21 protein-coding genes and 2 tRNA genes are annotated in these 26,607 nt (G+C 43.5%); 9 read left to right on the forward strand and 14 right to left on the reverse strand.

The window, feature by feature from the left end; all coding sequences use genetic code 11:
• The first annotated feature begins 130 nt into the window (after positions 1 to 130).
• Complete coding sequence (rsgA, locus tag AC04MM_RS10190; RefSeq protein ID WP_475380248.1) at positions 131 to 1,231, forward strand: ribosome small subunit-dependent GTPase A; 1,101 nt, start codon at positions 131 to 133, stop codon at positions 1,229 to 1,231.
• 77 nt (positions 1,232 to 1,308) lie between these two features.
• Here rsgA and AC04MM_RS10195 read toward each other — a convergent pair whose 3' ends face one another.
• Entirely contained in the window at positions 1,309 to 1,962 is a 654-nt protein-coding gene (locus AC04MM_RS10195) for a hypothetical protein (RefSeq protein WP_475380249.1), read from the reverse strand.
• A gap of 245 nt (positions 1,963 to 2,207) precedes the next feature.
• On the opposite strand from AC04MM_RS10195, the gene AC04MM_RS10200 reads away from it, so the two are divergent.
• On the forward strand, positions 2,208 to 3,056 hold the full coding sequence (locus AC04MM_RS10200) for a hypothetical protein (protein WP_475380250.1): 849 nt from the start codon (positions 2,208 to 2,210) through the stop codon (positions 3,054 to 3,056).
• A 3-nt stretch (positions 3,057 to 3,059) separates the two neighbouring features.
• Here the strand turns inward: AC04MM_RS10200 and AC04MM_RS10205 are convergent, their stop codons facing one another.
• Complete coding sequence (locus tag AC04MM_RS10205; protein ID WP_475380251.1) at positions 3,060 to 4,145, reverse strand: DUF2914 domain-containing protein; 1,086 nt, start codon at positions 4,143 to 4,145, stop codon at positions 3,060 to 3,062.
• An 81-nt stretch (positions 4,146 to 4,226) separates the two neighbouring features.
• Between AC04MM_RS10205 and AC04MM_RS10210 the strand changes: the two genes are divergently transcribed.
• Complete coding sequence (locus tag AC04MM_RS10210) at positions 4,227 to 4,760, forward strand: ZrgA family zinc uptake protein (protein WP_475380252.1); 534 nt, start codon at positions 4,227 to 4,229, stop codon at positions 4,758 to 4,760.
• An 11-nt stretch (positions 4,761 to 4,771) separates the two neighbouring features.
• Here AC04MM_RS10210 and AC04MM_RS10215 read toward each other — a convergent pair whose 3' ends face one another.
• From AC04MM_RS10215 to AC04MM_RS10240, 6 genes are all read right to left on the reverse strand, one after another.
• Positions 4,772 to 5,215: a cupin domain-containing protein gene (locus AC04MM_RS10215; protein WP_475380253.1), complete on the reverse strand. Its 444-nt coding sequence runs from the start codon at positions 5,213 to 5,215 to the stop codon at positions 4,772 to 4,774.
• A 144-nt stretch (positions 5,216 to 5,359) separates the two neighbouring features.
• A tRNA-Glu gene (locus AC04MM_RS10220) sits at positions 5,360 to 5,435 on the reverse strand.
• A gap of 17 nt (positions 5,436 to 5,452) precedes the next feature.
• Positions 5,453 to 5,528 (reverse strand) — tRNA-Lys (locus AC04MM_RS10225).
• Between the two features lie 138 nt (positions 5,529 to 5,666).
• Positions 5,667 to 6,965, reverse strand: coding sequence for an adenylosuccinate synthase (locus AC04MM_RS10230; protein WP_475380254.1), 1,299 nt, complete (start codon positions 6,963 to 6,965; stop codon positions 5,667 to 5,669).
• A 9-nt stretch (positions 6,966 to 6,974) separates the two neighbouring features.
• The gene (locus tag AC04MM_RS10235; RefSeq protein ID WP_475380255.1) at positions 6,975 to 7,952 is read right to left on the reverse strand and encodes a hydroxyacid dehydrogenase; all 978 of its coding nucleotides are present in this window, start codon (positions 7,950 to 7,952) and stop codon (positions 6,975 to 6,977) included.
• Positions 7,952 to 9,103: a pyridoxal-phosphate-dependent aminotransferase family protein gene (locus AC04MM_RS10240; protein ID WP_475380256.1), complete on the reverse strand. Its 1,152-nt coding sequence runs from the start codon at positions 9,101 to 9,103 to the stop codon at positions 7,952 to 7,954. The genes AC04MM_RS10235 and AC04MM_RS10240 overlap by 1 nt, the downstream gene beginning before the upstream one ends.
• A gap of 30 nt (positions 9,104 to 9,133) precedes the next feature.
• Between AC04MM_RS10240 and lptE the strand changes: the two genes are divergently transcribed.
• The 6 genes from lptE to AC04MM_RS10270 all read left to right on the forward strand — a co-directional run bounded on the left by lptE (position 9,134) and on the right by AC04MM_RS10270 (position 14,984).
• The gene (gene lptE, locus AC04MM_RS10245) at positions 9,134 to 9,748 is read left to right on the forward strand and encodes an LPS assembly lipoprotein LptE (RefSeq protein ID WP_475380257.1); all 615 of its coding nucleotides are present in this window, start codon (positions 9,134 to 9,136) and stop codon (positions 9,746 to 9,748) included.
• Positions 9,749 to 9,766: 18 nt separating this feature from the next.
• Positions 9,767 to 10,768, forward strand: coding sequence for a DNA polymerase III subunit delta (holA, locus tag AC04MM_RS10250; protein WP_475380258.1), 1,002 nt, complete (start codon positions 9,767 to 9,769; stop codon positions 10,766 to 10,768).
• A 103-nt stretch (positions 10,769 to 10,871) separates the two neighbouring features.
• Positions 10,872 to 11,678 carry a trypsin-like serine protease gene (locus AC04MM_RS10255; RefSeq protein ID WP_475380259.1) on the forward strand — a complete coding sequence of 269 codons (807 nt, stop codon included), beginning with the start codon at positions 10,872 to 10,874 and terminating at the stop codon, positions 11,676 to 11,678.
• Positions 11,675 to 12,796, forward strand: coding sequence for a D-alanyl-D-alanine carboxypeptidase (locus AC04MM_RS10260; protein ID WP_475380260.1), 1,122 nt, complete (start codon positions 11,675 to 11,677; stop codon positions 12,794 to 12,796). The genes AC04MM_RS10255 and AC04MM_RS10260 overlap by 4 nt, the downstream gene beginning before the upstream one ends.
• A 205-nt stretch (positions 12,797 to 13,001) precedes the next feature.
• Positions 13,002 to 13,253 (forward strand): hypothetical protein, encoded by a 252-nt coding sequence (locus tag AC04MM_RS10265; protein WP_475380261.1) that lies wholly within the window; start codon positions 13,002 to 13,004, stop codon positions 13,251 to 13,253.
• 18 nt (positions 13,254 to 13,271) lie between these two features.
• Positions 13,272 to 14,984, forward strand: a complete 1,713-nt coding sequence (locus AC04MM_RS10270) for a L,D-transpeptidase family protein (protein WP_475380262.1) — start codon at positions 13,272 to 13,274, stop codon at positions 14,982 to 14,984.
• Positions 14,985 to 15,077: 93 nt separating this feature from the next.
• Here the strand turns inward: AC04MM_RS10270 and AC04MM_RS10275 are convergent, their stop codons facing one another.
• From AC04MM_RS10275 to AC04MM_RS10300, 6 genes are all read right to left on the reverse strand, one after another.
• Positions 15,078 to 16,241, reverse strand: coding sequence for a bifunctional 2-methylcitrate synthase/citrate synthase (locus tag AC04MM_RS10275; protein ID WP_475380263.1), 1,164 nt, complete (start codon positions 16,239 to 16,241; stop codon positions 15,078 to 15,080).
• A 32-nt stretch (positions 16,242 to 16,273) separates the two neighbouring features.
• Positions 16,274 to 17,182 (reverse strand): methylisocitrate lyase, encoded by a 909-nt coding sequence (prpB, locus tag AC04MM_RS10280; protein ID WP_475380264.1) that lies wholly within the window; start codon positions 17,180 to 17,182, stop codon positions 16,274 to 16,276.
• Position 17,183: 1 nt separating this feature from the next.
• Positions 17,184 to 18,692, reverse strand: a complete 1,509-nt coding sequence (locus tag AC04MM_RS10285) for an MmgE/PrpD family protein (protein ID WP_475380265.1) — start codon at positions 18,690 to 18,692, stop codon at positions 17,184 to 17,186.
• A 77-nt stretch (positions 18,693 to 18,769) separates the two neighbouring features.
• Complete coding sequence (locus AC04MM_RS10290; protein ID WP_475380266.1) at positions 18,770 to 21,574, reverse strand: BamA/OMP85 family outer membrane protein; 2,805 nt, start codon at positions 21,572 to 21,574, stop codon at positions 18,770 to 18,772.
• Positions 21,574 to 25,536 (reverse strand): translocation/assembly module TamB domain-containing protein, encoded by a 3,963-nt coding sequence (locus AC04MM_RS10295; RefSeq protein ID WP_475380267.1) that lies wholly within the window; start codon positions 25,534 to 25,536, stop codon positions 21,574 to 21,576. Before AC04MM_RS10295 ends, AC04MM_RS10290 begins: the two co-directional genes overlap by 1 nt.
• The gene (locus tag AC04MM_RS10300; protein ID WP_475380268.1) at positions 25,533 to 26,597 is read right to left on the reverse strand and encodes a tetratricopeptide repeat protein; all 1,065 of its coding nucleotides are present in this window, start codon (positions 26,595 to 26,597) and stop codon (positions 25,533 to 25,535) included. The genes AC04MM_RS10295 and AC04MM_RS10300 overlap by 4 nt, the downstream gene beginning before the upstream one ends.
• Between the last annotated feature and the right edge of the window lie 10 nt (positions 26,598 to 26,607).

Below are 26,607 nucleotides of genomic sequence, written 5' to 3' on the forward strand. Positions count from 1 at the left end.
AGGCCGGTATGTACAATCTAAACCTTAACAAGAGCCTTCTTGTAGTTTTAGTCTAATTATACACTTCAATCTACATTTTAGGGCTCTTAAGTCGTTATTTAAATTTTATTAATTAACTTTAGGAGTAATAATGTTTAATTCTGAAAAAGAATTTTTGCATCTTTATGGCTGGAATGATTTTTTTCAAAATCAGTTAAGCCAAACGGAAGCTTTTTTGCTTCCCGCGCGCGTAATCTGTGAAGAGCGTAATCTTTACCGCGTGCAAATAAATCTACAACAGAGTCTCTGGGCCACAGTGCGCGGTAAAATGCAGTTCGATGCCGCCGGTCGGGCTGATTATCCGGCGGTCGGTGATTGGGTAATGGTCGAATTGCCACCGCAGTCTGACCGGGCTGTGATCCATCAGGTGCTGGCGCGTAAGTCGGTGATTCAACGTAAGCAAATCGGAATTGGTTCTGATGTGCAGATCCTGTCGAGTAATATCGACTATGCGTTTATTACCTCATCAGTAAATGCCGATTTAAACTTTCGCCGTATCGAAAGATATTTGGCGGTGATCTGGGATTCAGGCTGCGTACCGGTAATCCTGTTAACCAAAGCAGATCTGGCTGAAGATATCGCAAGTATTTTGGCTGCGACCGAACTTGAGTTTCCGGGAGTTGCAGTACATGCCATCAGCCAGAATGACTTTAGCAAAGATGATGTCTTTTCGCGCTATTTAAAAAACGGGGCGACAGCGGTAGTGGTGGGTTCTTCAGGTGTTGGTAAATCGACGTTGGTTAATTTTTTAATTAACGAAGAAAAAATTAAAACTCAAGGCTCGCGTGAGCATGATGATAAAGGCCGGCATACGACGACGTCGCGCAATTTGTATGTTAGTCGGTACGGGGGGCTGATTATTGATACACCGGGAATGCGTGAGTTACAGCTATCTGATCATGCTGAAGGGGTAAGTCAGCAGTTTTCAGATATTGAAGAGCTTATGCAGAACTGCAGATTCAATGATTGTCAGCATCAGGGCGATCGCGGCTGCGCAGTTGAAGCTGCTTTAGAACACGGAAAGCTTGCTCGTGAACGCTGGCAAAGTTATGTCAAACTGCAGGCTGAAGTGCGTTTTGCAATCCGCAAACAGGATAAGGCTGCGGCCGCAGCCGAGAAAAAGCTTTGGAAGCAGCGCTCGGTGATGGCGCGTGAGCGGGTAAAGCAAAAGCGCGGCGAACATGACTGGTAAAAGACAAAAGAAAAAAAAGAAAGAACCCCTGGATGCATGATCCGGGGGTTCTTAAATATAACGATACTTGACGCGAATTACTCAATTGGGTGCACGTAGCATACGCCATTTAAGCGGCCTGCGCGGACATCCAGGGTTGACTCGTATGTACCACTTGTTGCCAAGGCCCCTTGCGGGTGAATTTCAACGGCAGGGAAGGCCGCAGTTTTAGGGGCGATGCGTTCGCCGACAGTTTCTGAATGCACCCAAGCGCTGTTGTTGTAGATGGTCTGTGAATCACAGCCAACGCCGAGCACGACATTTTTATAGGTAGTAAGTACGCCTACACCAACCGGCTTGTAGATAGCACTTGCGTAACAAAATTTCGGGCCACCGTTTTCAATTAAACTATGGCTTTCACTGCGGTAGCGGCAATCTACACGCATGGTGTGCGGTTTGTAGCAGATATTATCCTGGCCTGGATCATCCTTATCATCATCATCTTCGTTTCTTACGTCTTGATCATCTTTATCACCTTTGTCATCATCGCAATCTTGATGTTGATCATGGTTGCCATCTTGATCGTCTTGGTCATCATGATCCTGATCGTCGTTTTCGGTTTGTAAATAGAGTGATGAATTCGGAATAAACGGATTTCCTTGCAGCGGATTCGCTGCGAAACCTGAAGTCGTCAAGGTACTTAAAAGTACGCCTAGTGTGATTGCCAATTTTGAATTGATGTTTAATGTCATCGGTTTTCCCTTCTGTATTCTTTTTTTGTTGTTCCCACGGATTGTGTGACTTTCCGGTTGAGAGCAATCCGCATACCTAAAGCTTTGTTCTGGTTGTCCTTATAGTTGTAAAAACATTGCCGGGTAATGACAGTTTTTTTAAGGGACATTAGTTCACTTTTAACATCGGGCAAGAGGTGTAGGCTGCATGCCTGCTCTGGAATGCAAATTGCTGTAATGTCACGGGTCTAAAAAAGGATGTATGTATGAAACATTGTATTAAGATAATTTTTTCAGTTTTTTTCATTGCAGGAATTGCCGCTTGTAGCAAAGGCAAAAATTCGACGGCATTAACCAATGCAGCTCCTCCCGAAGTTAAAAGCGGCAACAACCAACCTGCTTCGCAGCAGCCGCCGGTGCCATCCATTGATATTTTAGACAGTAAGGTAAGTATTAATGATAACTATGAGCTACAGGTCTATGCTAATGGCAATTGGCACAAATTTAAAACGCCACTGCCAAAGGCTGATTTAACGCAGCAAGAATTTACTATGCGAACGTCGTCAGTTCTAAATGCAAAGCTTAAATGTCTGGATAGTCACTGCAGTAAGTCAGAAATCAATGTTGATTCGGCGTCCAGTCAGCACCAGCTACATATCGAACAGTTAAAAGTGGTTCCAGTCGGCGGCGAGTTTTTGTTGAACTGTGAAGTCCCGATGTTTTTTCCTTACGAGTTTGATACTGTTATCGGCGATAACCCGCGATTTAAAAAAGAATTAATAGCTTTTGCCAATACGGATAAGTTAGAAATCACCTATGCCCAGATCAAAAAAGCGCCCAAAAACCAAGAAGCAGCAGTCAGTGTCAGCGAGCGCGTGCAATTCAGATTTAAAACGTCTAATAAAAATTTACTGACTGTAGATACGCCATCTGTTGAACCCCAGAACACATCCGTTCTGACGTTGCGCCCGCATCACCGTTTCTTAAAAAAGGTATCGGTGAATTCGATCGGAACCCGTTCAGCGATAAACTTTGACTGGGTAAAATTTCATTTTCCGTTTAATCAGCGAGAAGAAATTTGTTATCACATGGCAGTGATTCCGCAGGTGCTGTGAAAATTATTTTTCGATCTGGGTTAGGTTTCGCGGTGAATTTACATCGGCCGGGATAATTTCAAAATAATAGCGTGAGATTTCAGATCCTATGCTGGTTTCAACCGTAATCATCCATTCACCGGGCTGATAGTTTGCTTTAGTGCTGTAACCGCGAAAACCTTCTTTACGGCCGCCTTGAATATTGAGCGGAACTTTATCGGTTGAAACCCAGTCACCGTTTTTATTTTTCATATGCCAGTGAAGATAGATCTGATCAGAGATGCGGGCCGGGGAGTAGATCTGGGCAAAGAAATAAACTTTATCGCCAGGAAGAGCGTTAAACTCTTTATCTGAGTCGTGCCAGAATTTCCAGGTTTTTTCATAAGATAAAATAAATTTGCCGTCGCGTTTTTCTAAATGATGATACACGCCCTGGGCTTTTACACTTAACGGCACGGGTGGAATCCAGCCAAACAGATAGAATACAAAAAACAAACCTAAAACCGCAGCATAAGGGGCGGCCAGGATTTTTTGCAGTAAGCGGCGTTCAAAGAGGTAACTTTGTAAAGCCTTAAGCTGAACGAACAAAACCCCGATGGTGCTAAGAATTGATAGTGTGAACGGTAACCAGCCGACATAGCCGATGATTAGAGGATAGATCACCGAGAAAAACGAAAACAGGCAAATCGCATAAAAAGCCACTTTAAGCGAGACCTTGCCGGTTTTGGCCAAGGACAGTTCATTAAGTAAAATCATTCCGACCAGTAAACTTAAGAAAATAAAACTACTTAAGATCGACGCACTTTTTATATAGAACAGTGAATAGACGCTAAGTAAAGACCCTAAAAGAAAATGCATGGTAAAATCACGGTATGACCACAGCTTCTGCATCGATTCGCGCGGGCGCCACTTGTGCAGGCGAAACAGCAGCTCATAGTGAATCAACGTCGCTACCACCAACAGATAAGCCGCCTGCTGTAATATTGAAAACAAATCATCCGGCTCCGGAATAAACAAAATATCAAATAAAAAACCGCCGACAAAAAACGCAATATCGAGCTTGGTTTCGTGCTTATTGATAAAGTCGGTGGTTTTAACTTTTAGGCTCATGTTGCTTTTAGCGTAAACTAATTGCCAGAAGGCTGCAATTGCCTTCTAATAGAACAATTATCTTACAACCAGGAGTTTGCCATGAAAGTAAAAATGTTTATCTGTGCTGCAGTTTTATTGTTTGCAGGTGTTGGGGCCCAGGCTCAAAAGCACCGTCACGAGGCGAAGGGTCATGTGCACGGAGCCGGTAAGTTATCGGTGACATTTGATCAAGCCAAAGGCCGCGTTGAATTAGAGGTGCCGGCTGAAAGTATTTTAGGATTTGAGCATGCGCCAAAAACTGAAAAGCAAAAAAAGTCTTACGATGAATCAATCACAGCGTTAGAATCTGGGATCGCAAAGCATATCGCGTTTGATGAGAATCTAAACTGCCAGTTTGCCAAAGACTTTATCGGGCTTGAAAAAGATGAGTCAGGAAAACCAAGTAAACATGCCGATTACTTAGCAACGTTTAACGTAACCTGCGAAAAAAATCCGCTAGGCAGCAAAGTTAAAATTGATTTCTCGTCGTATAAAAGAATTGAAAAACTGGAAATCACGGTCTTAGCAGACAACGTTGTTAAAACCGTGACAACAAAGAAAAAGCCAGTTGAGCTGGATTTATCACAGAAATAAAAGCGCTATTTTTATTTAGAGCTTATAGTTTCTTTTTGTTCTTGGATGACATCCCATTTGCCGCGGGCATCAACCAAAAGTAAACACTCAGACGGCGGTGCACACTGAGTCGTGTGACGCTCTTTATTTTTAAGTGAATAAAATGAACCGGTGTTAAGGCGGTGTTCAACACCGTTTAAAGTCACAACCAAAGTGCCGGCCAGAACGGTCACATGGCTATCGGCGGTGTGGTGATGCAGCGGGACTGATACGCCTGCATTAAACTTGTGAAACGCATGGTGATTGCCTTTAGCCGGATCACCTTCTACCACCGCCATTGAAATACCCGGTACGGGGCTCGCTTCCCATTTTAAATTTTTAGCCTCCATAAATACCGATTGCATTTTGGCCGCTTGAGCCACGGTCGACATGGCAATTACGCTCACAGAATATGTAAATAATGATTTAAAGGTCATAATGAAAAATCCTTTCGTTATGACCTTCGTTGTTCAAAATGCTGACCACGCTCTTTGCGGGGCAAAGAGTCTCTGTTTAAGATTAAATTAATATAAAATAAAAAAACCCGATTGTTTACAATCGGGTTTAGTAAAGCTAAAATTTGGCGTTCCCAAGGGGATTTGAACCCCTGTATCCTCCGTGAAAGGGAGGTGTCCTAGGCCACTAGACGATGGGAACGTACGGGTGAAAAAAAGTGGTGATCCGCGATGGATTTGAACCATCGACCCCTTCATTAAAAGTGAAGTGCTCTACCAGCTGAGCTAGCGGATCATACGTTAAATCGAGATGCCAATTTCTATCAAGATGTCTGGACTGTCAAACTGATTTTTTAAAAATATTTTGATGCCCAGAAGTTGTTCAAAAGACTCAGGTTTTTGGCGAAAAATGAGTCTTTTGAGAGAGGGAACTCTAGTCTTTGTATAAAGGTTTAACCCATAAAGTTTGTTCGCGGTCAGGTCCGACCGAAATAATGTCGATCGGGGTGCCTAATTGCTTTTGTACGTAGTTAATGTACGCCGTAGCTTTTACCGGTAAATCCTGCAGGGTTTTAACCTTGGTCAGATCTTCTTTCCAGCCAGGGATATACTCAATCACCGGCTCGAGCTTGGCCACAAGCTCAGTCGAAGTCGGAAACTCATTGATCACTTCGCCGTTAAGCTTATAGGCCGTTACAACGCCGATCTTATCTAAAGACGAAAGCACGTCTAACTTCATCATCGCTAAGCTATTAATGCCGTTTAAGCGGATCGCATACTTAAGCGCAACAAGGTCTAACCAGCCACAGCGGCGGGCGCGGCCTGTGGTTGAGCCGAATTCATGACCCTCTTTTTGGATTTGGGCGCCGATTTCGTCTTTTAACTCAGACGGGAACGGGCCAGAGCCCACGCGAGTGCAGTACGCTTTAAATACGCCGACGATTTTCGATAAATGGTGTGGGCCAAGGCCTGCCGAGATAGAACCAGAGCCAGAAAGGGTGCTTGAGCTGGTCACAAACGGGTAAGTGCCATGATTAATATCTAATAGGGTTCCTTGGGCGCCTTCGAATAATAATTTTTTATTGGTCTTAAGTTTTTGCGACACGAACAGCGACACATCCGTTAAGCGGTATTCACGTAATACTTCGATCGCAGGTTTGATCTGCTCTAATACGTCAGCCGCAGATATTTCCGGAGCGTCGTATAGATTTTTAAGTAAGACATTTTTTTCTGTGATCGCAAATTCGATTTTTTCCAGAAGGTTATTCGAATCAAATAGATCAGACATAATCAATGCACGACGTGCGGCGCGGTCTTCATAAGCCGGGCCGATGCCTTTGCCGGTTGTCCCGATTTTACCCTCAGATAACGCTTTTTCGCGCGCTTGATCTAAAGCTTTGTGATACGGAAGTAACACTGTCGCATTATCAGCGATTAATAATTGCGAAGCTGTCAGCGGAAGACCCGTAGCTTTTAACTTTCTGATTTCTTCGGCTAAACCGATCACATCAATTACAACCCCTGAGGCGATCACGCAGGTTTTATCTGAATGCAGGATGCCCGATGGGATTAAATGTAAAACTGTTTTCTGGCCGTTTACGACCAGGGTGTGGCCGGCATTTGAGCCGCCCTGAAAACGCACGACCGTATCTGCATGTGATGCAAATACATCGACGAGTTTACCTTTTCCTTCATCGCCCCACTGAGCGCCAATTACCACAACTGCTGACATACTTTTCCTTTAGTCATTAAACATCATGACTCCCCAGTTATTTTTAAACGGGAGCGTATTTTGAGTTTTATTAGTTTTTAAAAAATCAATACAAAGCGAGCAGGCTTCCATTGAAGCTTTTGCAAACGCTTCTTCGGTTAATGCACCGATATGCTGGGTTAAAACCACTTTTGTGGATTTTAACAATTTCGATTCACGCGTGAGCGGTTCTTTGGAGAACACATCCAAGCCGGCAGCGCGCACGGTGCCGTTTTCTAACGCTTCAAAGAGATCATCTTCGTTAACCACCGAACCGCGCGAGGCATTGATGATGACTACATCTTTATTGGTGTACTCAAAATGCGAGCGGTTCATCATGTTTTTAGTCTCCGGGGTTAACGGTACATGAAAGGTGATGATATCTGATTGTTTTAATAATTCTTCGTAACTTGAGCGTTCTAAATTAAATTTGGCAAACGCTTCATCTTCGCAGTACGGATCAAACGCCACCACATTCATCCCGAAGGCTTTGGCAAAGGCTGCAACTTTTTGTCCGATGCGGCCAAGCCCTACGATACCAAGGGTTCTGCCAAATAATTCAAAACCCTGTAGTTTTTCGCGTTCCCACAGGCCCGCTTTAATCTGTTTGTGCGAATCAAAAAACGGGCGATGGGTGTTTAGTATTAGGCCCCAGGTCAATTCTGCCGCAGACACCGCATTGGCGTCCGGGGTAAACATCACGTGAATATTTTTTTCCTGCGTGGCCTGCAGATCAATATGATCAAACCCGCTGGTGCAGGTGATGATTAACTTTAAGTGAGGGGCTTGCGCCAACAGCTCGCGGGTAATCTTGGTTTTAGAGCGGATGATTAAGCCCGTAGCCTGACTTAAGTGATCGCCCAGATCAGTAAGTGCTGACAGTTTTACGACGTCACACAGGCCCGAGTTTTTCAGCGTAACCTGGGCATCGAGTGCAAATTTTTCGGTGATCACGATGTATGGCTTCATTACGGATGTTCCTTTAGCCAAAGCAGGGAGTGATCAGAAATGGTGTGAAAATCTAAGTTCATACCGAAGTCGTTTAAGCCTGCAACCAGGCGTTCGGTCGTTTGGTGTAAATCAACATCGGTAATGTAACCCATGTGACCTAAGCGGATGATTTTACCTTTTAACTGGTCCTGTCCGCCCATGACGGTCAGGTTGTAGGATTTTTCCAAGTGTTCACGAAATTTTGCGCCGTCAAAATCAGCGGGGAGCGAAAGGGCTGTGACTGAATCACTTGGATTTTTTGAGTAAATTTCTAGCCCTAAAATTTTAGCCATCGCCCGGGTGTACTGGGCACGGCGCTGAATAGTTTTAAACAGTCCTGCTAAGCCCTGTGATTTAATATCCTGTAAAACAAACTCAAGAGCGCGGATCAGGGCCACATTTGATGAAAAAAAAGTTTCGCCTTTATCGTTAGCCGCTAACTCTCTGCGCACATCGAAATAATATCTCGGTGTCGGGTTAGTTTTGATTTTATCCCACGCTTTTTGCGAAAACGAAATTAAGCTTAGGCCGGTAGGTAACATAATCGCTTTTTGCGAGCCCGCAACTAAGCCATCGATCTGCCATTCATCCATCGGTAGCGGCATTGCGCCCAATGCGGTAATGGCATCAACTAAAAACAAAGCTTTGCTTTTGGCCACGACTGCGGCGATTTCTTTAACCGGGTGTACGGTTGCGGTCGATGTTTCGCAGGCCTGGGTCATTACGATTTCGGTGTCGGGATGTTCTTTTAAAAACATTTCGACATCAGCGGCATTCACCGCTGAGCCCCACGGTACCTCAAGTTTGTGGACCTGGGCTCCGAAAATCTGCGCCATTTCAGCCCAGCGTTCGCCGAATTTTCCAGAAACTATGGCCAGCACCTTGGCCTGTGGGCGGATCACGTTAATTAACAAAGCTTCCATGCCGCCGGAGCCGGTTGATGATAAAATAAAAACTTTTTCTTTAGTTACGAACAGCGATTTTAACTCGTGTAAAACAGTTTTTAAGATGCGGTCGAATTCGGGTGTGCGGTGATGAATCATCGGTAACGATAATATTCTTTGCACTTCGGGATGGAGTTGGACAGGCCCCGGTGCTAAAAGTAAGGATTTCGATGTATCAATTGACATTGTCGGCCTTTCCGCGGTTTGATTACAGCAATGAAAACTCACTTTGTCGAAGCTTTCTATCGTATGCCAAGCCGCCTGACGGCTGCTGTCATAATCCTTTCTTTGACCGGATTTTTTAGCTCTTGCGCTTACAAACTTAGCAGCAAAGTCGACACCTTACCGCAGAATGTGCGCGTGATTTATGCTCCTTTGTTTAAAAATGTTTCTACAGAACCGGGTTTAGAAGTTTATTTTACCAATTCTTTAAAACGCGAGCTTTTAAACTCAAAAGCTGTGCGCATGGTCGATGGTGAAAACGAGTCTGACGCGGTTTTATATGGCACAGTGACAGCGGTTGAAATCGTTTCTGAAGAAGGGGCGATCGAAGCCAAGGACACCCAGTTTTTACCGAAGAATACGATTTTATCTACGACCACTAAAATTACGGTTACAGTTAACATAAGATTACAGCGCAAAAATTCTTCAGAGGTTCTGTGGAGCAGTGAATTTAAGCAGAGCAGAAACTATACACCGCCACAGCTGACTTTGCCAGTCATTAACTCGGCAAACAACCTTTACAATCTCTCAGCTCGCAGGCAGACTCTTGAGACTTTATCAGAAGAAATGATGCAACTTGCGTTCGACCGCCTGGTAGATAATTTTTAATAATGGCAGTAATAGTTAATGGCAGTCATAGATCAGAATAAATTTTATAAAGACCTTGAATCGGGAAATGTTTCTCCGGTTTATTTTATCTTCGGCGATGAGCCGTTTCTGATCGATCAGTGTGTGAACCGTTTTAAATACGGTTTGCTAGACGAAAACTCTTTTGATTTTAATTATTCGCTTTTTTATGCTTCTGATGCCGACGTGCAAACGATTAAAGACAATGTTGAAACATTGCCGGTTTTTGCGAAGCAGCGTGTGGTGATTTTAAAAAACGCCCAGGAACTTAAAGATTCTGAGTGGAACGAGCTGGAATCTTTGTTTAAAAATCCGGTCGATTCAACGGTTTTTGTGCTGTTTGCCGACAAGATCGATAAACGTAAAAAGCATTTTAAGAATTTGATCGACACCGCTGCAGCCTTAGAATTTAAAAAGCCGTACGATAACGAAATCCCGCGCTGGATTAATTACTATGCCTCGCAGTTTGAATTAAAACTTACCCAGGCCGCGGTTCACCGTTTGCACCGACTGGTGGGAAATAATTTATCTGAGATCTACGCGCAGTTAGAAAAAATCAAAGTGTACTTAGACGGGGCAACCCAGGTCGATGTTGATCACATCAACGCGGTGGTTTCAAACTCCAGAGAAGAAAATGTTTTTGATTTTACCAAAGCCGTTGGTCAGAAAGACCGTGTGCGGGCTCTAGAGCAAATCGTTAATCTGTTGGACCAGGGGCAAAGCGAGATCGGTATCGTTAATCTGTTAGCCCGCCATATGCGAATCTTACTGACCGTCAGAACCGGTATGGATCAGGGGATCGGCGGGACCAAACTTGCAAACCTGGCCAATGTGTCGCCGTATTTTATTGAAGAGTACTGCGCACAAGCTAAAGGTTGGCCAGTGAAAAAACTGGAAGATTCATTGGTGTTGTTGGGTGAGACAGATAAAGCTTTAAAATCTTCGCCGCTATCTTCACATATCTGGTTAGAAAATTTAGTTCTAAAGAGCTGTTCGATGTAGCCACCGTAAGGTTTGGCTAACTTTTAGTCGGCAGACGCCAATTTGGTCAAGAATCTCAGAATAATCCGTTTTAAATAAGTTATATTGCTTGTGGCCTGTAAAAATGGCCCAAATTGTTGGTTTATTTAGTGCAAGTAAGCGCCGTATGCGTTTTGCTTTGCTCACGTTTATTCTAATTTTTTGCCACGGATTGATGGGGTGTGGAGATCATCTTCAATCTGATCAGCTTATCGTTGGCGGAAAAGTTTTATCCTATTCAGATAAAATCGCTGATTACATCGTTCATATCTCATCAACAGATCTTATGGGGTATAACCAGGTTTGTACCGGAATTTTTGTAGGCGATAATGCGATCTTAACGGCAGCCCACTGTAATAAAGGAAGTATTTCGGTAACTTTTAGAACTTCTGAATATAAAACCGATGGCGAAGTCACTAATCTGACCATCGTGGCAACAAGACCTGTTAAGGTTCCGGACGGTGTGCGTGATGATTTAGTTATGTTAATTTTTTCAGAGCCTTTTCCGCGAATGGCAAAGATGGCTGAATTTTCGAGTTTTGATAAAATAGTCCCGCTAACTGAAATCTATGTGGCCGGCTATGGTTTGGCAAATACCGATAAAAGCGATTTAAAAAACAATTTAGCTTATGATGATAAGCCTAGGTACAAAGCTATCTCTTTTACACATGTTATTAATGAGAGCGGTTATTTTTTAATCGACCAGGCTAAAGCTTCGGGCGGTGTCTGTGAAGGTGACTCGGGTGGGCCGGCCTTTTTCTTAGATCCAAGGACTAAAAAAATGCAGGTGATCGGCATTGCCTCAGCGATTGGCCGTAATTGTGAAGATAAATCATATTTTATTAAAACCGATTTTTTAAGTTTATATTTAAACCACGAGGTTATTAAATGAAGCACGTCCTATCTACCATAGTGTTGTTTTTGGCAATCACCTTATTCACCCAGGCTAACGCGTATGAGTTTCCGGCCACAGGCATGGATGAGTCGCAGATTGAAGAACTAATTAACTCGGGCCAACTGACGGAAGAGCAGGAAGGTCAGCTTCTTGATTATTTAGAATCAGGTGTTTCCAACGCCGGACCTTTGCAGGACATTGATGCTGAAGCTGTTGCGAAATTTGAAAAATACTTACTTGAGCGCGGTGCTGATCAGAACTGGAACGATATCGCCGGTGGGGTCGCCCTTCGCGATCTGCAGGATGCTTCTGTTAGCCAGGTAGTAGGCAAGGGGCAGTGGGCCTTTGATTTCATTTTTATTGATAAAAAAGGAACCCGCCATTTCTTATCTTCGCTCAATGTGAATCAAGCTATCCGTCCGGCGTCGACCTTAAAGATTTTTACCGCTTGGGCAGCTTATCGCCGAAGCTCATATCCTACCAGCACGATGGGGCACATGTTAAAATGGAGCAGCAACATCGAAGCTGATGCCGCTTTGAGAACTGTGGCTGACAAAGAGAAAAGTTTTAAAATTCCGGCGGGCAGTTATTTAAATAGTATCATTGGTTATGGCATGTATATGCAGGGCCGTAAGTACACAATTGATGCTAAAGTTGCAAAAGGTGCCGCAATAATGATGAAAGACTACTCTGGTCTGGCTGATAGCAATAAGTTTCACCCGGTAAACGGCAGCGGTTTGCAGGACACAGCCAGAGATAAAGAAGTTCATAAAAACAAAGTTACTGCTCGCTTACAAACCAGCTTACTTTATAGCATCTTAACCTCTGGTAAATACGATAAGTTTAAAGTGTTATTGGCACAACCGGGTAGCTCAGGCACTTTAAGAAGAAACTTCAAAGTATTAAGAACTAAGGCTAAGATCTACGCTAAAACCGGTACTCTTGGTAACTCAAAATCACTAGCCGGCTTCGTTGAGCTTCCACAGGGTACTATTTTATTTTCGGCGATCGGTGATGATTTAAGAGGTGTGGGTTCGCCGGCAGAGGCTCTGTCAGGCCCGATTGAAAATTTAGTGTATTTAAACTCGAAATACATCATGGAAAACTTTAAATAATTTAATCGCTTACAGTTAATTTTATGAAGTTATAACAGCCAGCGCGATCAGCCTGGCTGTTTTGCGTTTTTAGAGCGACAAATTACTGGTGACCGTGTGCGCGTGAGTGTAAAGCGTTTAGGCAAAAAATCAGCTTCAGGTCGAATATAACAGATCTCAAACTGGAACAATTCTCGCTATGAAACATCTCGGAAGAGGTGTCTTTATGAAATTATCATTAGCCGTATTAACTCTTGTTTTAATTGGTTTTTCTACGCAGCCCGCAGCCGCCGTAATGTCATTTGAAGGCCAGGTTGTAAATGTTGTTCCTGATGAAGAAGGAATGAATGTCATGATGAAGGGTCGCGGCGGTGACTATAAATCTATGTATATCCCTCGTTCTAATTCGAATACCGGTGTCACCCAAAAAGCCATCGATGCTTTACGCTCTAAACGCAACATCAAATTAAGCCTGTAGAAAGTTGAGATAAAGACTATGAAATCGATCAAATTTGCTCCATTTATCTTAGGTATGGTTTTCAGTGCGCAGGCGATCGCACAGGTTAATATGGGTGCAGCGCAAGCTAACGTTCAGGCGCAGCAGGCCGAAGCGCAAGGCGAAATCATCACGCCACTATGGCAACCACCGACGCCGTTAACAACACAAGTCTTGGTCAACCGATCGAATCCGGTGCTGATGAACCATGTGATTTTAAATAAAATCACAGAGCTTTTGATGTTGGCTGAATTAGAAGGTATGCAAAAAGACTGGTTTGTTAACGACCAACAGGCCAACTATTTAAACTCTTTAGCCCAGGCCAATGATTTTAACCAATTGCGTACGCAAGCGGGCCTTATCGGAAAGAATATTTTAACAGCCTTAAACCGCGGTTACGTTACCCCGGACCGTATCGGCGAGAAAGCCAACGTAAAAACTAAAAAAGTTGATACGGCGCTGATGACAAACGAATTAACTAAATACGGTAACAATGTGATTACGGCTTTAGATTTGTTTAACACTTTCCGCCCGAAGAACTCGATCTATGCGCGTACTCTTTCGATGTACCGTAAGATCACTAAGATGAAACAAAATAACCAGATCATGGCGGTTCCGTTAAAACTTACGACTATCAAACCGGGGGTAAAAGACCCGGCGACAGTGTTATTTGCGCGTCAGCGTTTATCGATGTTTGGCTATGAGAATGATGTTTATAACCAGAACTACACCGAAGATTTAAAAATTGCGATCGAAGAGCTGCAGGAAAATAACTTATTAGGCCGTGACGGTGTGATCGGTAAAGACTCTTTTGGTTTATTAAATACGCCGATTGACCAGATTATTACCCGTTTAAAAATCAACTTAGACCGTTCTCGTTGGTTACCGGATAATTTACAGCCTGAGTACGTGCATATTAACTTAGCCGGCCAGCGTTTGTTCTATTACAAAGATAATTTAATTACGTTAAACTTCAGAACTGCGGCAGGCCGTGTTGAACGCCCGACACCGATCATGTTTGATGCGATCAACCACATGCGTTTAAATCCGACCTGGACTGTACCGCGCACCATCTATTTTAAAGATAAGGGACCGTTGTTTGCAACTGCGGCCGGTCAACAGCATGCGCGCGATGCCGGTTACCACTTTTTTGATTTACGTACGAGTCCTCCGACAGAAGTGTTAGTTGAACAAATTGACTGGGCGACTGAAACTTCAAAAGAGCGTTTTGAATCAGGTGCCGGTATGAACTACCGTATTGTTCAGTATCCAGACGGCGATAAAAATGCTTTAGGTTGGATCAAGTTTCCGTTACTTAGAAATTCGTTAAATATCTATATGCACGATACCAACGACCGCGCGACGGTATTTCCTAAGCGAAACCGTTTTGTGTCTTCGGGTTGTATCCGTATGGAAAAACCGTTTGATTTAGCTGAAAAATTATTGGCTGGCCAGGTCGATCCGATGACCGGGTATCCGGTTCACACCGTAGATACTTTAAAGGCTGAAACTCTTGGTTTATTCCCGCGTGCAACCGCTGAATCAAAACGTGATCTTGGCCGTACAGTACCGGTTTACGTATTATACGAAACAACTCAGATCAATGACCGCGGTCAAATGACCTTAGTTGCTGACCCGTATGGCGTTGATATGGATATGTACAACTTAATGATGGGTATTGCTCCGGCCGTGCTTGGTGCGAACAGCTTATAAAAAACGTTATTCCAAGACCGTCAAATTGAGAAAATAAAAAAGCCAAGGCTTATCACCTTGGCTTTTTTTAATTTTTACTTTTGAAAGTTAAGACTATCTTTCAGAGATAGGCTTAACTTGGCGCTGAGGAGCACCGATGTACTCAGATAATGGACGGATGATACGGTTATTTGCCGCTTGCTCCATGATGTGAGCTGACCAGCCCGTAGTACGAGCCATGACGAAGATCGGTGTAAAGAAATCGATTTCAAAACCCATCATGTAATAAGCAGGACCAGCCGGGAAGTCTAAGTTAGGGTAGATTTTCTTTTTTTCTACCATTACTTTTTCAAGACTAGCGTACATCTGCATCCACTTTTGTTCGCCAGTTACATCAGCCATAACCTGTGCGTATTTTTTCATGGTTGGAACGCGTGAATCACCAGATTTGTAAACACGGTGACCAAAGCCCATCACTTTACGCTTGTTTGCTAATGCATCTAACATCCACTGTTCAGCTTTAGCCGGATCAGCGATTTCGATCATCATATGCATAACCATTTCATTGGCACCGCCGTGTAAAGGCCCTTTTAAAGCGCCGATACCAGCAGTAGTTGCCGAGTAGATGTCTGATTGAGTTGAAGTCACAACGCGAGCTGTGAAAGTCGACGCGTTGAATGAGTGCTCAGCGTATAAAATTAAAGAGACATCAAAAGCTTTTACAACTTTTGCATCTGGCACCTTGCCAAAGCACATGTGAAAGAAGTTTTCAGCGATTGATAAAGAAGGATTCGGTGGGATGAAATCTAACCCTTTTTTGAAACGGTAATCAGCAGCCACCATTGTAGGGATCTTGGCAAGTAAACGGATCGCCTTATCCATGTTTGTTGCAGGCGATGCATCCCAGATTCTTTCATCTTCACAACCTAAGAACGAAACGCCGGTGCGGATAGAGTCCATTGGGTGGCACTTTTTAGGTAAGGCTTTGATCACGTTTAAATTATCTTTAGAGATATCACGTAATGATTTTTCTTTTGCCGAGAACTCAGCTAATTGAGCTTTATTTGGAAGTTCGCCGTTATACATCAAGTATGCGACTTCTTCGAAAGAGCAGTTTTCAGCTAAATCTTGTACTGGGTATCCACGGTAAACTAATGAGTTTGTTTCAGCATTTACTTTAGATACAGATGATGTATCCATAACAACGCCTTCAAGACCTTTTTTAACATTCATTTTTTCTGGTTCAGCTACGTAGTCGGGATTGATATATTCAGCCATTTACTTTTTCTCTCTTTCTCTTCTTTATATTTCTATTGGTTGCTATTTAATTTAAAATTAAAAATCGATTGGTCAAACGCATTGTAGGCTTCGTAATTGGTAAGATCGTACAATTGTTGACGAGTTTGCATTAACGAAACAGCTTCTTCTTGCGAACCAGTTTTTTTAATAATGTCTAAGCCGCGTTCAGTGTTACCCATGGCCAGTCGTAAAGTTGTAACCGGGTAGATCACCAAGTTGTAACCTAGGTTTTCTAATTCAGTTTTAGTATATAATTTACCTTTACCGAATTCAGTCATATTTGCTAACAGCGGTACACTGATAGCCTTTCTCATCGCTTCGAATTCTTTTTCGTTTTGCATAGCTTCAGGAAAAATCATCTCGGCACCGGCATCAACATAGGCTTTAGCACGGTCGATGGCTTTATCTAAACCTTCAGAAGCGCGTGAATCTGTACGCGCAATAATTAAGAAATTCGGATCTAAAGTTTTACCTCGAACGGCAGCTTTGATTTTTTTAATCATCTGTGAAGATTCAACCACAGATTTGTTATCTAAGTGGCCGCAGCGTTTTGGGTTTTCTTGATCTTCAAGATGGCAACCCGCAAGGCCCATTTCAATAAATTCCTGGATCGTGCGAGTTACATTCATGGGTTCGCCCCAACCCGTATCAGCATCAATGATCGATGGTAATTTTGTTGTACGGGCGATTTGGCGACCGCGGTTGGCCACTTCTGTTAAAGTGGTCAAACCGATGTCCGGGTAACCTAAGTCGTTTGAAAGAACTGATCCTGAGATGTAAACACCATCAAAACCTTTTTGTTCGATCATCATACTCACCAGCGGCGAAAATGATCCCGGAAATTGTAAAAGCTTTCCGGTTTTTAGTTGATCACGAAAATTCTTTCTTTTTTCAGCCGCTGTAAGAGTAGGAAACATCATACTAGAAGATACCTTTTTGGTCGCGTTTGTTGTTGATTAATTTGTCGATCGGGATTTGCACGTTTAACTGTTGCACTTCAGCTGCAGTTAACTCCGGTAAGCGCTCACATAAAGAGATGAAGCGGTTACGCTCTTCTTTCGTGATGATATCAGCAGTTAAAATGTCGAACTTACGGATGTAGTCAGCACGTTTAAATGGTTTGGCTCCTGCTGGATGCGCGTTGGCCACACCTAATTCATCAACGATTTTTGTACCGTCGTTCATAGTGATTTCAACTCGGCCACCGAACATTTTTTTATTCGGATCTTGTTCGTGGTAAGCAGCAGTCCATTTCGGATCTTCAAGAGTTGAAATTTTGTGCCATAAACGAACTGTATCAGGGCGGTTAGCACGCTCTGGCGTGTAGCTGTCTACGTGGTGCCAAGTGCCGTCTTGTAAAGCGACAGCGAAGATGTACATGATCGAGTGGTCTAAAGTTTCACGAGAAGCTTTAGGATCCATTTTTTGCGGGTCGTTTGCACCGGTACCGATAACGTAGTGAGTGTGGTGAGACGTGTGGATCACGATTGATTTTACATCTTCGAAGTTAGTGATTTTAGCTTTCATACGTGAAGCTAAATCAATTAACGCCTGAGACTGGTATTCAGCAGAGTGTTCTTTCGTGTAAGTTTCTAAGATAGCACGTTTTTCTTCGCCAACTTCTGGAAGTGGTACAGTGTATTTGCCGTCTTTGCCATCTAACATGTAGGCGATGACTGAGTCTTCACCTTCGTAAATCGGTGATGGCGCACCTTCGCCGCGCATTGTGCGATCTACAGCTTCAATTGCTAATTTTCCGGCGTGTGCAGGAGCGTATGCTTTCCAAGAAGAGATTTCACCTTTACGTGATTGGCGAGTAGTGAATGAAACGTGAACCGCTTGTTGGATAGCCTGGTAAACGTTTTCAGTAGGTAAAGCTAAAAGTGTACCGATACCGCCGGCAGCTGCAGGAGCTAAATGGGCGATATGATCTTTTTTGTGTTTGTGTAAGCAGATACCTTTAACAAGGTCGACGTGCAATTCGTAAGCTGCAACGATGCCTTTTAATAATTCTTTACCGTTTTTACCGGTTTGTTGAGCCACCGCTAAAATTGGTGGAATGTTATCCGCAGGGTGCGAGTAGTCGGCCGCTAAGAAAGTGTCATGGTAGTCTAATTCACGAACGGCCGTGCCATTGGCCCATGCAGCCCATTCGCAAGAAAATTTTTGGTCATTCGGCATACCAAATACTGTAGCGCCACCAGCACGAGGGTGAGCTAATGCCATAGCACGCGCTGAAGCTACCGGGTGACGGTTCGCCGCTGCGATCGCAACAGATGCATTGTCGATGATACGGTTAATAACCATGTCGATAACATCTTCTTTGATTGGAGCGTTATCAGTACAGATTTCGGCCATTTTCCAAGCTAATTGGTCGCGGCGTTCAAGTTTTTCTTTAGACGGGTAAACACGTACATTGTGTTGACGCATGTGTAGGTCTCCTTGCGTGCCTGAGGCACGACTTCTCCTGTTAATTTTCAGTCGTTTAACAACCCTGAAAACGTAACTTAGAAGACGCCTACTGACAAATGAAAAGCCCCTTCTGACTCATAGCTCTTTCTGTCTAGCTTGCGGGCATATTCTAAATTAAGCGGGCCCACCGGCGTGTTGTAGCGTAAGCCTACGCCAGCAGCATCGCGGTAGCGGTCCTCGAAAGCGACATGATCAACAATGACTTCACCGCCGTCATAAAATACCGCGCCCATAAAGTTTTCCGAGCTAAAAAGCGGAAAGCGAAGCTCTGATTTGATCAATTGGTAAACTGAATAATTCTCTAAATGATAGTTGGCTGCCAGCTGGCGATTGGTGGTCGGGAAATATTCGCTTGATTCAAAACCACGGATGGTCGATCTACCGCCTAAAATAAAACCTTTTTTATCAAATGGCACACCGAATTCAAGGTTGCCTATAGTTTTAACATATCCGGCACGGTACGAATTAACCCACACCAAGCCTTTTTCTTCCCAGAGCGGGGTGTATAGCGTGAACTGGCCGCTCGCCCGATAGAATGGGTCGACATTGTGGTTACCCCAGAAGTCTGACGAGTATTCAAGGGTTAAACGGGTCCAGTGGCCATCTTGCGGGTTTAAAATATTATCGCGGTAATCAATATCAATGGTCGGACCGATTGTGCCGATCACCATGTCTTGGCGACTGTAGCCGTTGGCGATTTCGTCCTCTTTGGTGATCCCTTGGTCGACGTAGTTTGAAATATTCGGTAACTCAAAAATTCCGGTAATATGTGAAGTGAAATCCTGTTCAAAAGAAAAAACTGTCTGATTGGTGATTGTCGATTTACGAATACTGAAATCAGAAATTTCTCTTGCTGTCGTGTAATTTACACGAAAGCGTACACGTGAGTCGAATAAATACGGTTCAACATAACCGGCGGTGGCTTTGTACTCAACAAAGTTCGTGATATTCGGATTGTACTTAGCCTCGCCACGTAATGAAACCCCGCGGCCCCAGCCGCCTAAGTTACGGTAAGCAATACCCATGAAACCGTGTAAGGTCAGATTATTTTCGTTGGTCACGCCGGCGCCGGCGGTAAACACACCGGGTTTACGTTCATTAACGCGTACAACGATGGTGCGATCCTGCACATCGGTGTTGGCCTCAAGCGTGTAAATATCGATGGTCGAAAAATGCCCGGTACGCTGTAGCCGGGTGGTCGACTCTTCCAGTTTTGTCGGCGTCAGCAGTTCGCCCACTTTAAAATCCAACTCTGTCAGAATCAGTTTGGCGTGGGTCATGTCGTTACCTTCGATTAAGATCGAACCTACACGGATCTGTGGGCCTTCAAAGATGTCGATTTGAAGAGAGGCCTCAGTGAGGCTGTCAGAATACTGAATCAGATTTTTATTTTCTGACAGGAGTTTGGATTCAATAAAGCCGTTTTCTGCGTAAAAGTTTTTTAGATCTGCTAAGGCCGTTTCTAATTCGATTAAGCTTAGTTTTTTTCCTGGTTGTAAATTAAGAACTTCGATGATTTTTTCATTCGAGAAAAACTTATTTCCGGTGATGGTGATTTTATCGATGGTGGCCTGTGGGCCTTCATCAACCTGTAAAACGATAATGGCTTTGTTTGAACGTTTATTTTCGGTGCCGACCTGAATGCGGGAAAGTTTGGCATTCACAAAACCTTCGTTCTGCAGGTAGGTGATCAGGTTTTTTGCCGCCTGCTCGATATCGGCCTGGATCAAAATTCCTTCCTGGGTTTTGCTGGAAGATAATTTATCAAATGTTTTTACGTAAAATTTTTCCGGGCGCGACAGGTTTCCGATGACAGAGATTTTATCGATCCTAACTTTCGGGCCCTCGCTGATGTTTAATGTCAGGATCGTTAGGTCTTTTTCTTTACGCTCGTAATACGGCACTTCGCAATGGGCAAAGCCTTCAGAGAGATAATGCAGGCGGATTTTTTCGGCCAGATCAGAGCCAAAATTAGGTTCGGCAGTAAAGTATTCATCTAGTTTCAGAACCTCATTAAGCAGCACCGGTCTGTTAATTGACAGTTCTTCTGCATCTTTTCTTGTGTACTGCTGGCCTACGATTTCAACTTTATATTTTGGCTGGGCAATCAGTTTAAAGTTTAAGCGGGTGCGTTGTTCATCGGCACTGAAGGTGATCGACGGTGATGGGATATTAACCATAAAATAGCCCATCGAGTTCAGAGATTTTCTTAAACTGCGGTTGACGATTTTTAAGTTTTCATCAGAGAGAATTTTACCGATCCCGTTCCAGGCAAAGTCGCGTTCAATGATTAAAGTCTCTTCCGCCGGCAAACCTTCTATTTTAATTTCGGAGATTCGGGTAATTTTACCTAAATTTAAATCGACGTTCAGTTCGCGGTTTGTCGTGCCCTTGTTAACAAGGCGGGTGGTGATAATCGCGCGGCGGTAACCGATATTTTTAAAATAACCGGTAAGGCGTTCGATCCCGGCGCTGACTTTGTTTTCGTCCTGGGCATCGCCAAGACTTACCGCGAAGATTTCCTGGGCTTCTTCGTCATCGATTTCTTCAAGACCGTTGAAACGGATCTGTTCAACTTTTGAGTTCAGGGTTCCGACCAGATATAACTCGTTGTTTTTTTCGACAATTTTTAATGCCGTAAAGTTTAACTCACGGTGCACATCTTTAAGCAACTGCGAAAGCTCTTCGGCTGTAAACGATTTTTGCAGTAATGCCGGATATTTTTTGGTCAGTGGAGTGATGATATCCGGCGGCCAATCCTTTAAATTAAAAGCCGGATAGGTCTGCGCCATCGCAGGTAAAGTCAAAGCAAGAAAAATAAAAAAGCTTAATAATCGCATTATTTAAATTCCTTCTTATACTCGACATCGATGCCGTAATTGCCACTGTCATTCTGGTTTTGAATCACGCCGGTTTCATTTTCTTCGGTCTGATTCTGATAGTTTAGATTCAGAGAGAAATCCGGGTGGAACAACCATTGCAATTTTACTTCATTACTTTGTTGTGATCCAGTCAACGGTTTAGAGTATGAAGCATTTACTTTTTTCGATAACTTTTTGCTCACGACGACTTTCGGTACGGCGATATTTTTGGTCGAATCCACCGAAGGGGCAATCTGCACATTCAAGCCCAGTTTTTCCTGGATCTGTTTATTGAATTTTGACTGATTGGTGATGGTCGCAAGCACTTCAAGACCGGTTTGTTTTTGTTGGGTATCAGAGCTTAAGTTCTGGTCCTGGCTTGAAGAGGTAAATCCAAGCGCCAGTAACGAGAAGATATCGTTTTCACTTAATGGCGGTTGTGATGTTGGTTTAATAGATAGAGTTTTGGCCTGACCCGAAATCAGAAGGTTAATGTCGTAATCAGAAACACGAGAGCTCGCGTTGATGAAAATCTCTGGATTGATGTCCGGAGTTTTTTGTTCGCCCGGGTTAAAAATAACAAATCCGGTCTGGATATCAAACGGCTTATCTTTAAAAAACAGTTTACTTACGTTGGGTACAATATCAACTCGGCCGGTGATAATCGGAATCTCAGGAGATCCGGTAATGCGTAGCTCGCCGGTAGCTGTACCTTCTAAGATTGAATTTTTAATAATAATGCCTTTATGAAACTTAGGGTTTATATCGAGCAATAAAGTTGGGCTTTGCTGGTTTAGCTGCTGCGGCGGCAGATAACGGCTCGGGGCCAGCGTTAACTTCACATCCTGGGCGCCGCCGGTAAACTCTTTGGTCACTAAACCCTGATCAATGGTGTAATCAATTTTTAAAGTGTAAGGAAGCCACTGGCCAGAAAGTTTAACTTTAACTAAACCCGAAGTCTGCATCTGTGGCGGAAATTCTAAGTCAACACGCGTACTTTCAGCCTGGATATTCACATCAATATTTTTAGGTCCGAGAAAGTTAACATAGCCATAACCTGTGATCGGCGACTGATTAAGCTGGGCATTTACGCTTGAAACAATCAATTTCGACTGTGAAAAATCAAGATCTGCATTGATTTCTTTGATCGGGTACGGAAAGCCCTTTAACTGCACTAAGCCGTTTTTAAGCGAGCCATCGCCGGCCAGCGATAATTTGTGCGCGTTTAAATTTACACCGAAATCAAATTCAAGCTGGCCGTTTAAATTTTCTAAAAACGGCACAAGAAACTGTAACGGGCGCAGCAAAATTTTACCATTGAGGTTTAAGACGCCTCCTTGTTTGGTGATATCAAGGCTCTGATCTGAACCGCGCAACGAGATCATTGAAAGTGATTTTAATCCTGAATCAAAAACAATCTCGCTTGGCTTCTGCAGTTTTAAGGTTTGGTTGCTTCGTTGCAGTAAAAAATTATTCAGCTTAACCAGACCTTTTAAACGTGAAAAATCCATCGCCGGCGAGCGTAAATCGATTTCTGCGGTCAGTAAGGCCGAAGTGTCGACAGCCGGCGGCGGGATACTTATGAGCGGAAGAAAATTGAGCGGATTTAAATCCCGTAACTGGGCCTTGATATGAAATTCATGCTTTTCGTTAAATGGAATCTGCACCAAAGCCTGCGCCTGACGGCCGAAGACCTGTCCGTTAAAGCTTAAGAAATTGCGGTTAATGACAATATCGCCTTGACTTGAAAGCAGCGACTGGCCTTCGATAGTAAAATCACGTAAAGCCGCCTGACCCTGAATCTGGATTTTGTCGATGGTATCAACAACTTTTCCATTTACAGCCAGTAAGCCTGTTGATTTCGGAAGGAGTCGGATAAAGTGATCGACTTCTTCGACCCGTAGGTTCTGTGAAGTGATATCCAGGTTGAAGCGCGGCTCCGTGCTCTGGGTATTGATATGGCCGCCAACAATGACCTGGCCGGATGGTTTCATTAAAACAACGCGGTCAAAATTTATTTTTTCACCTGTTGCATTTAAGTTGGCCTGTAGCGTACTGAACGACTCATCCGCAATGGCACCGCGATTAAGTTCGGCCTGTAACTGGTATTTAAGTTTCCAGAAATTAAACGGGCCAGAAAAAGACATATTGCCTTTACCCTGGCCGGTCAGGGTAAACGGTAAATAGAAGCGGTCTTTTAAAATTGCAATAACGCTTTTGCCGTAAAGCCGCGGAAGCGAGACCTGACCTTGAACAGTTGAATTTTTAAAATTTAAATCAAGATCACCGCTGTATAGCGTTTGTTCGACCTCGCCACCGATGTTTTTTAAAAACATCGCGCCGTCTTTATAGCTTAAATCTGCGGTCAGGTTTCCTAAGTGAAACTTGTCGATTTCAAAGTTTTTACCGGTCAGTTTTGAATTGATCACGCCCCGGTCAGAGGTGCCATTTGCTGTAAGTTCGCCAGAGATCTGACCTTTTAAATTCAGGTTCGCCAGATTATCAATATGGCCAAGTTCGAAATTGCCGGCTTTAAATTTCATATCAAAGCCTGATTCAAAGCCGACTTTACCGGTTGAGGTAAATTCTGAGGTATTAATTTTGGCATTGGCTTCATAGCTAACACCAGACGCGGTAAAGTTAACTTTACCGCCGACCAGCGCTTTTTTAACCTGGACGATATCGGTCACATCAATGTCTTCAGCAATAATTTTAGTATCACATTGGGCTTCAAACGGCATGAGCTGGCCGTTACAGTTACCTAAAACCGAAGCATTAAAATCTGCCGGAATGTTTTTTAACTCTAAAGATGCGAATAACTTCTGTAGGTTGAACTGGCTGACCTGAACCTTACTTTTAAACTTATATGGTTTTTCCTGGGCGAATTCGACATCTGAAAGGCTGGCAAGCCCCGAAGGGTGGTTGAGCTGGATCTGGTCAAATGCCACCGAATTGTTTTTTAAATTCATTTTGATGTTGGCGTTACCGAATTTGATAAAATCAAACTGTAAATTTTCTGTTTGCAGCGTGATGCTGCCGGAGTTCTGGCTAAAACCTACCCCCTGAACCTGACCGTTGAATTTTAACTGACCTAAAATTTGCGGCAGACGTTTGTTTGATGTATCAAAGAAGTAATAAAATGGTTTAAGGTTTTCAAAAATCAGGGTGCCGGTGGTTTTTACGCTGAACTCCGGCTTGATCAGGACGTAACGAAAGTTATTAACCACGCCGCTGGTTGTGACGGCTGAGTTTTCCACCCGGGCAGTCAGTTTATAAATATCCAGTTTGTTCTCAAATAACTCAGCCTGTCCACCGATGCGGATCGTGGCGCCGGTTATTTTTGAAATATTCTTCGTGATGAATTCGTGTTCTGAATCAGATATTGATGCGACCAAACTTTTTTTAAAATTGGTCACGGTTAACAGGTTAAGAGCAGATTTTAACTGGGCTTTCTGGCTCTGAATGTCAAAAGTTAAGCGGGTGTCGTTGATAACGATTTTTTCTAATGGAATTTTTGGCAACAACTTAAACAGCGGCTTTAAGTCGATTTCTTTATTATCGCTTTTAGGTGTTAGGTTTAAAATCGTTTCATTAAGATGAATTTTTGCATCTTCCAGGCGCAGGTAAGAAACATTGAGCTGGCCGATCAGCAAATTAAACGGGTCAATCTGCACGCGCACCGAAGGAACCGTGACCGTGTTGCTGGCATCTTTGTTTAACGTGACACTGACTTCTTTGGCATAGGCCTGAAGTTTCATTAACGAAAAGTCAATCTGGCCAATTTCAACATGCACCAAGTCCTGCATGGTGTTGATTTTCGGAACCTGAGTCTTGGCGGTTCGTAATATCCAGGGTTTAACAGTGGTGGTCCACAATAACCCAAGTAGCAAGAGCGAAACTGCCGGAGCCAGGGCAAGGGTGATTTTAGTAGAATTCTTCACGACTTCCACTCCACCAGCAAGGCTTCAGCCGAGCGGTAATAAGGCACAACCTGTAAAATACTTTCCAATAAGCGGATGGCTAAATCTTTTTTACCAAGGCCGTGATAGGCAATGGCTTTTAAGTAGGTTGCGCCGAACGGGGTTTCGGTGCTGTGGCTATCTTTGGCTTCTAAGTATTCGACCAAATGGATAAGTTCTAAATATTTTCCCGCTTCAAGCAGGGCTTCAGCGCGAAGCCAGTCACGGGCAGAAGTTTCCGGAGCCTTTTCTAATACTTTTAAGCACGCTTCGAATAATTCGAACTGAAAAGCCAGGATCGCCAGATTGTATAACTGATCCGGCTGGTTTTTCTCCAGATCACCAGCAATTTTTAAAATATTATCGTGCATTTCTTTTAAAAACTCTTCGCTGGTCGTCGATTTATCAATGCTGGTTTTCGGCTTTACGAAAACACGTTTGGAAATGACCCGATCTAAGATATCGTCGGCTTTTTTTTCTAGATGCGCTTGTTTTAATAGACCGATCTCTAAGTCCTGCGGGTAAAGTTTGGTCAACTGTTGCAGAACGGCTTCTTCCTGTTCCTGCAGCTGGGCTGTACGGAAGTGGTTAAGCTGTTCGATTAAGCGCGTTTTTTGCCGTAGTCGGTCGTCGGTATAGTTTTTTTGAATCTCTTTAAGCTCTTTTGCAACCTGAACCGAGAACGTCTTAACCTGCGGCTGTTGCAGGGCGGTTGACTCGAAAGGTTGTCTTTCAATAATTTCTTCGCAGACATTCATCGCGCGGTCGGTGAGCGGTTTGTTTTGTTTCAATAAAGCTTCGATTAAAAAACCAGTCGGAAAAGAGCCGATCTTTCCGCGCTGAACGCATCTGATATAAAGTTTTTTTAAAAGATCAAAACGACCGCAGGTGATTAAAAAATGCGAAAGCCCTTCAATCTCTGAAGGGCTTAGGACTTCCATTTTTTCGTATTTGGCAACAAGTTCCCGGCTGACATACTCTGTTGAGGTGCCTTCTTGAAAGTAGTTATGAATCTCAATTTCGAGACTGTTCGTACCTGCCAAAACGTATCCT

It is taken from the genome of Bdellovibrio sp. SBM16 (assembly GCF_056175625.1).